Below are 12,923 nucleotides of genomic sequence, written 5' to 3'. Positions count from 1 at the left end.
ATGACCCTTTCTAACTCATTAAAGCTGGGAGTATTCTTGTTATTTCTTGCAAACCATCTTCATGCTCAGGAAAAAGGAACTGAGGCAAATCCATACACACTTAATCCTTCGCCTGCCACAGTTGCCTGGGGTCATTATTGGTCTGAAAGTGAACCGGCATTAACAATTAAAACCGGAGATTATGTAAAAGTACACACGCTAATCACTTCTAATCCTGAAAGACTGGAAGGCGCCGGAGTCGCGCCTCAGGATGTAGAACAGGAACTAAGAGATGTACAAAGTCTAAAAGATCGTGGACCAGGAGGACATATTTTAACAGGACCCATTTATATTGAAAATGCAGAACCGGGTGATGTACTAGAAGTAAAAGTACTTTCTATAGATCTGGCTATTCCATACGGTTATAATGCGATAGGGCAGAGCGGTTTTTTATCTGATGAGATCTTTGAACGAAAAATGAGAATCATACCTTTAGATAAAGAAAAAATGATTGGCCATTTTTCTGACAGTATAGATATACCTTTACATCCTTTTTTTGGTAGCATGGGCGTAGCACCACCGGCAGAAGCAGGCCGTTGGAATAGTGCACCGCCATGGGTACATGCAGGTAATTTAGATAATAAAGAACTTACGGCAGGTTCTAGCCTTTTTATCCCGGTTTTTGCAAAGGGCGCGCTCTTTGAGATTGGCGATGGTCACGCCGCTCAGGGAAATGGTGAAGTAGATATTACAGCTATAGAAACTTCGCTTAAGGGCACATTGCAGTTCATTTTACATAAGAACAAAGAACTATCATGGCCCCGTGCCGAAACGGCTACTCATATCATAACGATGGGAGCAGACCGCGATCTTAACAAAGCAACGCATATTGCGGTACGCCAAATGATAGAATACCTCATGAAAGAAAAAGGCATGGGCAAAGCAGATGCTTATATGTTGTGCAGTGTTGCTGTAGATGTAAACATAACGCAGCTTGTAGATGGCAATGTAGGCGTACATGCTATGTTGCCTAAGGAGGTATTTATTAAGTAGTTTATTATCTATTTATTTATAAGGATAGATTCGATTTTTACCCCTTTTCACCTGATTTTTACTGAAATTTAAAAGGTTTTTAAACGAAAGAAACAAAAAGGAGAATATTAAATTTGTGTCTTAAATAAAAGGCATGAACAAAGAATTACTTCAATACCTGGAATCTTTTCTTACGCAAAAACGAGTTGATCTTTTTAAACAGGTTGCCTCACAACGCACAAATCATTTTACAGTAGTAAATGAAGATGTACGGCACCTTCATAATACAAGTGCTGTGATACGTAGCTGTGATGCTTTTGGGGTGCAGAATGTGCATGTTATAGAAGAGAAAATTGGCAGAAGAATAGACAAAGAAATTGCGATGGGAGCCCAGAAATGGACAACCGTTAATCGCTACAACAACGTTCATGAAACAATTGAAAATCTAAAAAAAGATGGCTACCGCATCGTGGCTACAACTCCACACCATCAGGCTCATACGTTACAGGATTTTAATATAAATACACCTGCAGCTTTATTCTTTGGTCGCGAGGCCGAAGGATTAAGCGACGCCGTTATTAATGAGGCTGACGATTATATATATATCCCAACAAGCGGTTTCACACATAGCCTGAATATTTCTGTGTCTGCAGCTATAATCTTACAAAACCTTATGCAACGCTTGCAAAATTCTAGTGTTAACTGGCAGCTTAGCCCTAAGGAGCAGATAGAACTGCGGTTACAATGGGCAAAACGACATATGAAGAATTATGACGAACTAGTAGAACGGTTTATGAAAGTAAACAAGTTATACCTTTAATAGCAAGCCTTATACAACCAGCGTCGTATGTACCCAGTGCAGAAGGTGTCTTGCTCTATTTTCTTCAGATGATGTTAATGTTCCATTACAAAAAGTAGATGAGGATGGAGGGAAAGTATTTCAGGAAAAACCCAGATTTCTGAAGTATATGGCTATATGGCTGTCTTTCTTGATACAGAAGGTAATAGAATTGCGCTTCATAGTATTTCGTAGAAACGAAATCACTTCATTTAGAATCTTTTCTATTTCAAAAACCTCCTTTTTAGCATTAAAAATCGGTAATTTAAGGGTCATTTTTAATCAATAAACCCAACTTATCATGTATTACCACCACACTATTCAAAAATCTATTGTAAAAGTCTTTTTTTCAGGAATTTTGTTTGTCGGGATTGCACAATTAACTTCCGCACAAACAACAGACAGTCTTGAAGTACCAGACTGGGCTTTACCGGGATCAGCGACGCATGAGCAAGTGCCGCCACCGGCAGATTTTCATCGGGAAACGCGTACCGAAAATAAATCAATTGGTGTTTTTGATGGTCAAAGTGATGTAGGTGGAGCGCTGGCAGAGGGCTCGGCTACTTATGATAAATCTAAAAATGAATACACGGTTAATTCTGCAGGTTATAATATTTGGTATAACCGCGATGAATTTCGCTATTTATGGAAAAAAATGTCTGGAGATGTTTCGCTTGCAGCAGACGTGAAGTTTCCAGATTCTACAGGTTATGGTGATAGAAAAGTTGTATTGATAATACGGCAGGGACTTGAAGATGATGCTAAAGAAATAATGGTTGCTTTGCACGGTGCAGGATTGATGCACATGGCCTGGAGACCAGAGCAAAATGCAAATTTGCAGGAAATGCGTATAGAACAAAAAGGAGCAATGCGATTAGGTATCGAGAAAGATGGCGATGCATTTACAGCTTTTATAAGCATGAATGGCGAGCCCTTATTTCAAGTAGGTGATCCTGTAGAATTAAAATTTGATAAACCTTTTTACGTAGGTATAGGCTTTACTTCCCATTTACCTGCAGATGTAGATACGGGTATTTTTAGTGATGTTTTTTTAAAAAATACGGCAGGGGCGGTAAAATAATTTAAGGTGTAAAATAAAAAGAGGGACAATTCTGTCCCTCTTTTTATTTACAATTCTATGAAGATTACTCAATTTTATCAGCTGCGTCTTTGTCTAGAAACCAAACCAAGTTACCTGATTTTGGTTTAACCAAATTGGCCGGATATGCTTTAGCGCTTTCTTGCTCATCAATGATCTCATGTACTTTATCTGCCTTGCCTGCTCCTGTAACCAGAAAAGCTACCTCTTTAGCATTGTTGATGACTTTACCTGTGAGAGAAACCCTTTTTTGCCCTGAATCAGGATGCACAGCGACCGTACAATTGGCTGCCAGATCCCACAACTCTATATTATAAGGAAAGATAGATGCGGTATGCCCATCATCACCCATTCCTAAAATAACTAAGTCAAATTGAGGCATACCATCAACCAGAGGAAGTTCTTTTTGCAGCACTTCACTATAACGTTCAGCTTCAGCTTCAGGATCGTTTTCTCCTTTAATTCTACAGATATTTCCTTCCGGAATCTTGATTTTTGAAAGTAAATGCTCAACGGTCATTTTATAATTGCTTTCAGAATCTGAAGGATCTACACAGCGTTCATCACCCCAGTACAAGCATATATTTTCCCAATTTATTTGGGTTGAATAATTTTCAGCAAGATGATCAAAAACAATTTTAGGTGTACTACCACCAGAAAGTGCTATGTGAATTTTCTGGTCACCAGAGGCGATTTTTGATACATACCCAGAGAATTCTTCTGCTACAGTTTGCTTAGTATCATATATTTTTAGTTCCATTCTTAAAATTTTAGCTATTAAAAAATCAGATTAGGTTTACTTGATAATGCAGAAACCACTATCATCTGTAAGATGTTCACCGGGATTTCTCCACCCGTAATCATCTTCTATAAGATCATCAGAATTTTTAGGTCCCCAGGTTCCTACAGAATAACCGTAGGTATTTACGTTTGAGTCTTTCTTCCAGTAATCAAGAATAGGATCTACAAAAGACCAGGCGGCCTCAACTTCATCTGCACGCGCATAAAGAGTAGCATCACCCTGCATCGCATCTAGTAAAAGACGTTCATAAGCATCCATCACATTTGTATCTGCCAGACTTGAATAGTAAAAATCAAGGTTAGCACGCTCTACGTGGAAGCCTTGTCCCGGTACTTTTACACCAAATTTTAAGAGTATTCCTTCATCAGGTTGAATACGTATGATAAGCTTGTTATCTTTCTGGTCAATATCCTGATTTTTAAATAACTGGTGGTGCGGTGTCTTGAAGTGAATTACAACCTCAGTCACCTTTGTAGGCATACGCTTTGCTGTACGCACGTAAAACGGAACATCTTTCCAGCGCCAGTTATCTACAAAGAACTTAATAGCCGCATAGGTTTCGGTCTTTGAGTTAGGATCTACGCCTTCTTCTTCACGATAACCGGGAACTTTTTTTCCGTCAATAGTGCAACCCATATATTGCCCTTTTATCGTGTTCTCAAAAAGGGTTTTTTCATCGGTCATTATGCGTAATGACTTTAAAGCCTTAACCTTTTCATTTCTAATTTCTTCAGCGTTAGAATTGATAGGTGGTTCCATCACGATTAGAGAGACGATCTGCAATAAGTGGCTTTGAAACATATCACGCAGCGCGCCCGATTTATCATAATAACCACCTCGTTTTTCTACACCCACAGTTTCAGCGTTTGTGATCTCAACGTGGTGTATATAATTTCTGTTCCAGAGCGGTTCAAATATTGAATTTGCAAAACGCGTTACAAGTAGATTTTGAACAGTTTCTTTACCTAAATAATGATCTATTCTGTAGATCTGAAATTCTTTAAAGTAATTCTGAAGACCTTTGTTAAGTTCTTTTGCTGTTTCCAGACTGTAACCAAATGGTTTCTCTACGATAATACGTTTCCAGCCTTTTTTCTCTTCGGTAAGGCCTGCGTTGCACAGGTTTTTAGCTATTGTCTCATACAAACTTGGCGGTGTAGATAAATAGAAAATGTAATTATCGCTGGTGCCATATTTCGCATTTAGCTCTTTAATTCTCTTGCTTAGAGCCGTGTAATCTGTATCATAATCGTTACCCAGATCCTCGTAGAATAACTTGTCTGAAAATGCAGTTATGTAATCTTCTTCTTCTTTATTGATGCGATCTTTTAAATAAGCACTTTCCTGAACGACTTTCTTGCGAAAATCTTCATCAGTAATATTGCTTCGGCTGGCTCCCAGAACAACAAAGTTTTCTGGCAGATATTTACCTTTATATAGATTATAGATCGCAGGTATAAGTTTTCTTGCAGTTAGATCACCAGATGCACCAAATATGATTAGCATTTGGTTAGCCGTCTTGTTTAATGGTTTAGACATATATTATAAAATTGTTATGCCCCATTTTTAGTCATATCTGTGACTAGTTTATTGTAAAAAGGGGGTTAAATGTCGATGTTATCGATTAATTTTGGTTCACAAAGTAAAAATAAGGCATATTTATGTCAAACAGGGCGTTTCCTTAAAGAATGCCTTTCATTTTTAAAAAAGAACACAACTAGATATGGAGTATAAAGATTACGATTTTGGACTTGTAGGCCTTGGTGTAATGGGGCGCAATTTTATTTTAAATGTGGCTGATAATGGTTTTAAAGCCTTTGGGTACGATCTTGACCCAGAAAAAGTAGACGCATTAAAAACCGAAGGGGATAATCTTGAGCAGGTAAACGCTTCTACAGATATTACAACTTTTATAGAATCTCTTGCCACTCCGCGTAAGATCATGCTACTCGTACCAGCCGGTAAAATTGTAGATGCTGTTATAGAAAACCTGCTTCCACATCTGGATAAAGACGATATTATTATAGATGGTGGTAACTCATTTTTTACAGATACAGATCGTAGAGAAGCCTATTTAAAAGAGAAAGGAATTCACTTTTTTGGATCTGGAGTTTCAGGTGGGGCAGAAGGCGCACGCAGAGGACCTAGTATTATGCCTGGCGGAAGCAAAGAAGCTTACCAGCATGTAAAACCTATTTTTGAAGCAGTTGCTGCTAAATATAATGGTGAGCCATGTGTTGCCTATTTAGGCCCAAAATCTGCCGGAAACTATGTAAAAATGGTTCACAACGGTATAGAATATGGCTTAATGCAATTAACATCAGAGATTTATGACTTACTGAGAAAGTCATGCGGACTTACAAATGATGAGTTGCATGACGTTTACACGAAATGGAACAATGGTCGTTTACAATCATTTTTAGTCGAAATTACTGCAGCCATATTTAAACAGGAAGATGACCTTGGTGACGGTCGCCTGGTAGATAAAATACTTGATAAAGCTAAGCAAAAAGGTACCGGTAAATGGACTTCACAAAATGCAATGGATCTTGGTATTCCTGTTCCTACAATTGATATGGCGGTAAGCATGCGTGAGATTTCGGCATTAAAAGATGAGCGTGTACAGGCAGATGAATTGTATGACCGCCCAGAGCCGGGAGCAATAGATAAAGCCAAGCTTATTAATATGGCAGAAGAATCGCTTTATTTTGCATTTATAGTTGCTTACGCACAAGGTTTACATCAACTTGCAGATGCTTCTAAAGAATATAAATATGAGCTCGATATGGCTGTGATAGCTAAAATATGGAGAGCCGGATGTATTATACGTGCAGGCTTACTTGCAGATATTACAGAAGCTTACAATGCAGATAAAGATCTGGCAAACCTTTTACTTTCACCTTCCTTTGTGCCTAAGGTACAAGGTACATTAAATTCTGTACGGGAAGTTGTGGCTTACGCTGCTAAAAGCGGAATACCAGTACCCGGTTTATCAAGTGCTTTAAATTATTTTGATGCATACACAGCGAGTAATTTACCGCTTAATTTAATTCAGGCACAACGGGATAACTTTGGTTCTCATACGTATGAGCGTATTGATAGAGAAGGTATCTTCCATACAGAATGGGGATCATAAATAAAGATTTCTAAAAACAGCAAAAAATCCATCAGGTGAATACTTGATGGATTTTTTTATAGAATAATCCAGCTTTCGCGAAATAGAACATAACAGTTTGACTCGAGAATTTCGGTTTTAGATCTAAAAATCGGTTAAAATTGATTGAAAATCGGCAGGAAACGAGGGTTTTTCGCTTTAAGCAAACATAAAAAGGCATAAAAAAACCTCGTGATATCACGAGGTTTTGATTTTTAATTATCTGCTAGATTAAATCTTAGAACGATTAATCTCTGTGTAATACTTTGTACTCTTCGTAGCAACTGCTTACCGCATCTAAGATCTGTAAGTCATTTGCTGTTTTTACAAAACTTTCAGAATAGTCACATCTGCGCAGTATCTCATCAATGTCTTCTTTTGTTATCTGTAAAAGAGCCGTTAAAGTCTCTCTGTCAAATTTATTAACTAGAAGGTTACGTATCTTATCATCTTCTTTAACCTGGCGCAGTTTTCGCATTTGCTGTGGTTTTTTACCAAATACATTATAGAGAAAATCCGCCGGATTGAAAACCGCGCTTAAAACCTTGTTTATGGCGCTTGGCTGGCTCTGTCCTGCTTCGTATCCCGATGGAAGTCCAGAAATGCTATAGCGCACGTTTTTATAAACAGGTACGTTCTTAGCGTCTATCTCAAGATAGCCTGTAAGTTCTACATCTTTTACAACCACTTCTTCCAGAGCGATTCCTACTTCAGTCATTTTAACCTTAACATCGCCAAATTTCTTCCAGTCATTTGTAACGCGTACCTGTAGGGTCTTAAATCCTAAAAAGGAAAAGAATAAGGTATCGTTAACTTTAGCCTGAATGGTAAAATTTCCTTTTTCGTCAGAAATTGCACCTTTTACATTGTTAAGATTGATAATGTTTACATTGTCAAGTACCGCGTCATTTGATGCGTTGACCACCTGGCCACTTATCGTTTCATCATCGTCAATATCTTGAGCGAAGATTAATAAAGGGGTAATTAAAAATATAAAAGCAAATAAAGCCTTTCTCATATTGGCAGCCAATTTAGAAAAAGAGACTGGAAAATCATACCAAAAGTTACATTTAGCAAAAAAATAGTCAAATTAATTTCTTTCGCGGCGGCGACGCTTTCCTGAAAAAGGCGCTTTACCGTCACTTGATTTGTCCTGATCATTTGAGTTGCGTTTACCGCGATGTCCTTTACCACCCTTACCACGATTGTCATCATCTCTGCGACGTCTGCGGTTATTATTGCCACCGTCACGACCGTTATGATCTCTGCGACCGCTGTTGCGACCTCTGCCACCTTTATCTTTTGTGATCTCTACGTGAACAGAGCGATCTCCCAATTTAAAATCTTCAAAAACAGCCATTACAGCATCAAGATGTTCTGTATCTGTATTAAAGAAAGAGAAGCTGTCTTTACAATCTACTCTGTAAATACCATCCTGACCAAGACCTGTTACTTCTTTAAGGAAGTCTTTTAAGGTCATCCAGTCAAAATCATCTTTGCTACCTACATTGATGAAGAAACGTGTAGACTCACCAGATTCTTCTCTTATCTCTGCTTTTGCATTTACATTAAGATCTTTTGTCTTTTTGTAATAATTGAAGAAACGGGTAAACTCTACAGAGAACACTTTTTTGATCAATTCTTCACGGGTTAATCCCTCAAGCACTTCATTTATACTGAATAAATAAGGGTCTATCTCGTGATTGATCTCTGTGTTGTGAATGTCATTTGCAAGATGCATAAGTTGCACTTCACAAATTTCCATTCCGGTAGGAATGTCTTTATGCTCAAACTTTTTGTTGATTATCTTCTCAACTTGCTTGATCTTTCTTAGTTCGCTTTTAGAGACGATCACCATAGAAACACCTGTTTTACCTGCACGACCTGTACGGCCACTACGGTGGGTATAGGTTTCTATTTCGTCAGGTAATTGATAGTTGATAACATGTGTAATATCATCTACATCAATACCACGAGCTGCAACATCTGTTGCGACAAGCATTTGTATCTGGCGATTACGGAAGCTTTTCATTACCAGGTCACGCTGGTTCTGGCTTAGATCACCATGTAGCGCTGCTGCATTATAACCATCTTCTATAAGATTTTCGGCTACTTTTTGTGTATCGCGTTTTGTACGGCAAAACACAACAGAGAATATATCAGGATTTGCATCTGCAAGACGCTTTAATGCCTGGTATCTGTCTCTTGAGTTTACCATGTAGTACTCATGAGATACATTTTCTGCACCCATGTTCTTAGTTCCTACAGTGATTTCCTGAGGAGAGCGCATAAATTGCTTAGCAATTCTGGCAACTTCTTTAGGCATTGTAGCAGAAAATAACCAGGTGTTCTTACCTTTAGGTGTATCTGCTAAAATGGTTGTGATATCTTCATAGAAGCCCATGTTGAGCATCTCATCTGCTTCATCAAGAATACAGTAGTTTATCTCTGAAATATCTACAAGCTTGCGTCGCATCATATCCATCATACGACCTGGTGTAGCAACAATAATTTGTGCTCCACGACTTATAGATCTGGCTTGTTCCTGTATGTTTGCACCACCGTAAACGGCAACTACATTAAGGCCATTTATGTATTTAGAATACGCTTTAATTTCATTAGTGATCTGCAAACATAACTCACGAGTTGGGGAGATTATAAGTCCCTGTGTGGTTCTGCTGTTTGCATTGATCTGTTGAATTAGCGGAAAGCCAAATGCTGCTGTTTTTCCTGTCCCTGTCTGGGCGAGAGCGACAATATCTGTCGACTCATTAAGTAGGACGGGAATGGCTTTCTCCTGCACTTCAGAAGGCTCTGTAAAGCCCATGTCGGCAACTGCCTTCAGGATAGCATCATTTAGTCCTAACGCTTCAAATTTATTCATTGTCATTATATTATATTTACCTACGTTGGTAAAGAGGGCGCAAAGGTAGTGTTAAATAATGGATTGGCTATATGCCTGTCTTATTATTACAAATACCTCTAAAACAGGCTGTTTATATGAAGGAATAAGCAGAAAAATTGGCAGTACAAACCCGATTTTTAGCCTAAAAAGACCGATTTTGTATTTTATTTCTGAAGAAAATTGAGGAGTTTTTGTACTGCTAACCCTCTGTGGCTGATCTTTCCTTTTAATTCAAGAGGCATTTCTGCAAATGTTCTATCATAACTATCTGGTTGAAAAACAGGGTCGTAGCCAAAACCTGCATTTCCTTTTTTATCTTTTATAATTTGCCCTTTACAAATTCCGGTAAAAGTATGTTCTGTGTCATTTATGATTAGAGCTATTACCGTTTTAAATTGTGCAGAACGGTCTTTGCTGTTCTTTAATTTCGCTAAAAGCTTATTTATATTATCTGAAGAACTTTTTTGCTCACCGGCATATCTCGCGCTGTACACTCCGGGTTCACCATTAAGTGCGTTAACTTCAAGGCCTGTGTCATCTGCAAAGCAATCGTAGCCGTATTTATTTTTTACATACCTTGCTTTGATCAAGGCATTGCCTTCAATAGTTTTGGCATCTTCAATAATATCTTCAGTACAGCCAATATCTGTTAAGCTTTTGAGGGTAATATGCGCTGGCATTAAAGCCTGAATTTCCTTTAATTTATTGTTGTTATACGTTGCGAAAACTAATTGCATGAAGTAATTTTTAATTATTGATGGTGATATGGTTCATTGCGTAATATAGTGTAACCTCGGTATAATTGTTCAGTTATAAACAGTCTTATCATCTGGTGAGAAAATGTCATTTTTGAGAGCGATATTTTTCCGGCTGCTTTTGCGTAAACAGCAGGGGAGAAGCCGTAGGGACCGCCTATTACAAGAACGAGGGTTTTTATCCCGCTATTCATTTTCTTTTGAAGATATTCTGAAAAAGCTATGCTGTTAAACTCTTTTCCTTTTTCGTCAAGAAGAATTAATTGATCCTGAGTGCTTATTTTATTCAGGATAAGTTCGCCCTCTTTTTCTTTTTGTTGCTCCTCACATAAGTTTTTCACTTTTTTGAGATCTGGAATAATTTCCATATCAAAATTCACATAAAAACCTAAACGTTTAGTATAGATGGTTATAAGTTCATCGAGGCTGGCATTATCTGTTTTGCCTATACAAAGTAGCTTGATATTCATTTGTCAAAAATACAAATTTCTCACAGTGAATTGCGATTTGCTTTTTTGTGCGCCTGTTGTATATTGCTCTAACGTTTGATTAACTTAGCAAAAAATGTAGGGGTATGATATCAAAATCAAAACTGAATGCTGAAATAGATGGTATAATCGCAAATGCGATACGTGAAGATGTGGGTGATGGTGATCATAGTTCGCTGGCTTGTATACCAGATAATGCAGTAGGGAGAGCCAAGTTACTGGTAAAAGATGATGGTATTATTGCCGGAGTAACCTTTGCATGTCAGGTTTTTAATTATATAGATCCTTCTCTTGATGTTGAAGTATTAATCAAAGATGGAGAAAAGGTAAAATATGGCGATATCGCATTTTATGTTGAAGGTAGTTCACAAAGTATTTTAAAAGCAGAGCGCCTTGTACTGAACGGTATGCAGCGCATGAGCGCCATAGCTACAAAGACAAAACATTTTGCAGACATGTTAGAAGGTACCCGTACCAAAATTCTGGATACCAGAAAAACCACACCTGGCATACGTGCATTAGAAAAATGGGCGGTTAAAATAGGCGGCGGAGAAAACCATAGGTTTGCCTTATATGATATGGTTATGCTTAAAGATAATCACATAGATTTTGCAGGTGGAATCACACAGGCGATAGATAAAACAAAAGCGTATTTAGCCAAAAATAAACTTGACCTTAAGATTATCGTAGAAGCACGTGATCTGGAGGAAATAGAAGAAATCCTGCAGTCTACAGGGGTACATCGCATATTAATAGACAACTTTAATTACGACGATACGCGTAAGGCGGTAGAACTTATAGGGGATAAATGCCAGACCGAATCATCTGGCGGAATCAATGAAGAAACTTTGAGAAAATATGCAGAATGCGGAGTTGATTATATATCAAGCGGAGCTTTAACGCATTCGGTTTACAATATGGATTTAAGCCTTAAAGCGGTTTAAATGAGTGAAGAAGTAGAAAAGGAGCTTAGGCATATACCTGTTATAGGTAAGCTGGTAGCATGGATGAAGAAGATTATCTTACCGGGTTTTGAAGGTTTATCACTATATGATTTCTGGGAGCTGTATTCTATAGGAATTATAAAAGGAACATTCTCTACTCGTGCCAGCGCTATTGCGTTTAGCTTTTTTATGGCTCTGTTTCCTTTTTTTCTGTTTATTCTTAACCTGATTCCTTATGTGCCCATAAATGATTTTCAGGAAGGATTTCTAAATTTTATTCAGAACTTATTACCTGCTCAAACTGCTGATTTCTTTGAGCCGGTTTTACTTGATATTGCTGCCAACCCGCGTGGTGGTTTACTTTCTTTAACGCTTATATTTTCTATTTTTTTAATGGCAAATGGCGTCAATGCTATTTTTACGGGTTTTGAATTTAGCTATCACACGTCTATTAACCGCTCAATTATAAGGCAATATCTGGTAGCACTGGGAGTTTCTCTTATATTGGCATTGTTGTTGCTTTTAACCGTAATAATAGTGCTCTACTATCAATATACAATTAATGAGTTAAAGAGTAGAGGCATTTTAAATGAAGACAATCTGTGGATATCTAAGCTGGGTAGTTTTGTATTCTTTGTTGTTCTTATTTATTGTGTGGTAGGTACTTTGTACTATTTTGGAACAAAAGAAGGGAGGGCATACAGATTTTTCTCTGGTGGTGCGCTTATGACAACCTTGCTGTTTTTGTTGACGACATATTTATTTGGTATCTACATAAATAATTTTTCTAATTATAACCAGTTATACGGCTCCATAGGAGCATTGTTAATTATGATGGTCTATATCTGGTTAAATTCTAATTTACTATTATTGGGATTTGAATTAAACGCTGCTTTATATCAGCTTAAGAATAAAAGAGAACCTTAA

The 12,923-nt window shown here is 37.7% G+C and carries 12 protein-coding genes; 6 read left to right on the top strand and 6 right to left on the bottom strand.

Annotated features, from left to right (window positions below):
- The 3 genes from ACH3O9_RS16480 (at window position 1) to ACH3O9_RS16470 (ending at window position 2,930) form a co-directional block, all read left to right on the top strand.
- Window positions 1-1,032, top strand: a complete 1,032-nt coding sequence (locus ACH3O9_RS16480) for an acetamidase/formamidase family protein (RefSeq protein ID WP_416442249.1) — start codon at window positions 1-3, stop codon at window positions 1,030-1,032.
- A 133-nt stretch (window positions 1,033-1,165) separates the two neighbouring features.
- Entirely contained in the window at window positions 1,166-1,831 is a 666-nt protein-coding gene (locus ACH3O9_RS16475) for a TrmH family RNA methyltransferase (protein WP_416442248.1), read from the top strand.
- 319 nt (window positions 1,832-2,150) lie between these two features.
- Entirely contained in the window at window positions 2,151-2,930 is a 780-nt protein-coding gene (locus ACH3O9_RS16470) for a hypothetical protein (protein ID WP_416442247.1), read from the top strand.
- 64 nt (window positions 2,931-2,994) lie between these two features.
- Here ACH3O9_RS16470 and pgl read toward each other — a convergent pair whose 3' ends face one another.
- Complete coding sequence (gene pgl / locus ACH3O9_RS16465; RefSeq protein ID WP_416442246.1) at window positions 2,995-3,708, bottom strand: 6-phosphogluconolactonase; 714 nt, start codon at window positions 3,706-3,708, stop codon at window positions 2,995-2,997.
- Window positions 3,709-3,744: 36 nt separating this feature from the next.
- Window positions 3,745-5,289, bottom strand: coding sequence for a glucose-6-phosphate dehydrogenase (gene zwf, locus ACH3O9_RS16460; protein ID WP_416442245.1), 1,545 nt, complete (start codon window positions 5,287-5,289; stop codon window positions 3,745-3,747).
- Window positions 5,290-5,473: 184 nt separating this feature from the next.
- On the opposite strand from zwf, the gene gndA reads away from it, so the two are divergent.
- The gene (gene gndA, locus ACH3O9_RS16455; protein ID WP_416442244.1) at window positions 5,474-6,886 is read left to right on the top strand and encodes an NADP-dependent phosphogluconate dehydrogenase; all 1,413 of its coding nucleotides are present in this window, start codon (window positions 5,474-5,476) and stop codon (window positions 6,884-6,886) included.
- Window positions 6,887-7,151: 265 nt separating this feature from the next.
- Here the strand turns inward: gndA and ACH3O9_RS16450 are convergent, their stop codons facing one another.
- From ACH3O9_RS16450 to rlmH, 4 genes are all read right to left on the bottom strand, one after another.
- Window positions 7,152-7,922 carry a carboxypeptidase-like regulatory domain-containing protein gene (locus ACH3O9_RS16450; RefSeq protein WP_416442243.1) on the bottom strand — a complete coding sequence of 257 codons (771 nt, stop codon included), beginning with the start codon at window positions 7,920-7,922 and terminating at the stop codon, window positions 7,152-7,154.
- 72 nt (window positions 7,923-7,994) lie between these two features.
- Window positions 7,995-9,788, bottom strand: coding sequence for a DEAD/DEAH box helicase (locus tag ACH3O9_RS16445; protein ID WP_416446714.1), 1,794 nt, complete (start codon window positions 9,786-9,788; stop codon window positions 7,995-7,997).
- Between the two features lie 185 nt (window positions 9,789-9,973).
- Complete coding sequence (locus ACH3O9_RS16440) at window positions 9,974-10,546, bottom strand: non-canonical purine NTP diphosphatase (protein ID WP_416442242.1); 573 nt, start codon at window positions 10,544-10,546, stop codon at window positions 9,974-9,976.
- A 14-nt stretch (window positions 10,547-10,560) separates the two neighbouring features.
- Window positions 10,561-11,034: a 23S rRNA (pseudouridine(1915)-N(3))-methyltransferase RlmH gene (gene rlmH / locus ACH3O9_RS16435; RefSeq protein ID WP_416442241.1), complete on the bottom strand. Its 474-nt coding sequence runs from the start codon at window positions 11,032-11,034 to the stop codon at window positions 10,561-10,563.
- A 104-nt stretch (window positions 11,035-11,138) separates the two neighbouring features.
- Between rlmH and nadC the strand changes: the two genes are divergently transcribed.
- Window positions 11,139-11,996, top strand: coding sequence for a carboxylating nicotinate-nucleotide diphosphorylase (gene nadC, locus ACH3O9_RS16430; RefSeq protein WP_416442240.1), 858 nt, complete (start codon window positions 11,139-11,141; stop codon window positions 11,994-11,996).
- Complete coding sequence (locus tag ACH3O9_RS16425; protein ID WP_416442239.1) at window positions 11,997-12,923, top strand: YihY/virulence factor BrkB family protein; 927 nt, start codon at window positions 11,997-11,999, stop codon at window positions 12,921-12,923. It begins immediately after the preceding gene.

The sequence above is a fragment of the Leeuwenhoekiella sp. A16 genome (assembly GCF_047946675.1).
Classification (GTDB): domain Bacteria; phylum Bacteroidota; class Bacteroidia; order Flavobacteriales; family Flavobacteriaceae; genus Leeuwenhoekiella.
Note: the sequence above shows the minus strand (reverse complement) of the source record. Positions and strands in the feature narration are given on the sequence as shown.

Bases quoted from the DNA above. Each gene is read 5' to 3' on its own strand.
- ACH3O9_RS16480 (WP_416442249.1), top strand. From the start codon at position 1: ATGACCCTTTCTAACTCATTAAAGCTGGGAGTATTCTTGTTATTTCTT.
- ACH3O9_RS16475 (WP_416442248.1), top strand. From the start codon at position 1,166: ATGAACAAAGAATTACTTCAATACCTGGAATCTTTTCTTACGCAAAAA.
- ACH3O9_RS16470 (WP_416442247.1), top strand. From the start codon at position 2,151: ATGTATTACCACCACACTATTCAAAAATCTATTGTAAAAGTCTTTTTT.
- pgl (WP_416442246.1), bottom strand. From the start codon at position 3,708: ATGGAACTAAAAATATATGATACTAAGCAAACTGTAGCAGAAGAATTC.
- zwf (WP_416442245.1), bottom strand. From the start codon at position 5,289: ATGTCTAAACCATTAAACAAGACGGCTAACCAAATGCTAATCATATTT.
- gndA (WP_416442244.1), top strand. From the start codon at position 5,474: ATGGAGTATAAAGATTACGATTTTGGACTTGTAGGCCTTGGTGTAATG.
- ACH3O9_RS16450 (WP_416442243.1), bottom strand. From the start codon at position 7,922: ATGAGAAAGGCTTTATTTGCTTTTATATTTTTAATTACCCCTTTATTA.
- ACH3O9_RS16445 (WP_416446714.1), bottom strand. From the start codon at position 9,788: ATGAATAAATTTGAAGCGTTAGGACTAAATGATGCTATCCTGAAGGCA.
- ACH3O9_RS16440 (WP_416442242.1), bottom strand. From the start codon at position 10,546: ATGCAATTAGTTTTCGCAACGTATAACAACAATAAATTAAAGGAAATT.
- rlmH (WP_416442241.1), bottom strand. From the start codon at position 11,034: ATGAATATCAAGCTACTTTGTATAGGCAAAACAGATAATGCCAGCCTC.
- nadC (WP_416442240.1), top strand. From the start codon at position 11,139: ATGATATCAAAATCAAAACTGAATGCTGAAATAGATGGTATAATCGCA.
- ACH3O9_RS16425 (WP_416442239.1), top strand. From the start codon at position 11,997: ATGAGTGAAGAAGTAGAAAAGGAGCTTAGGCATATACCTGTTATAGGT.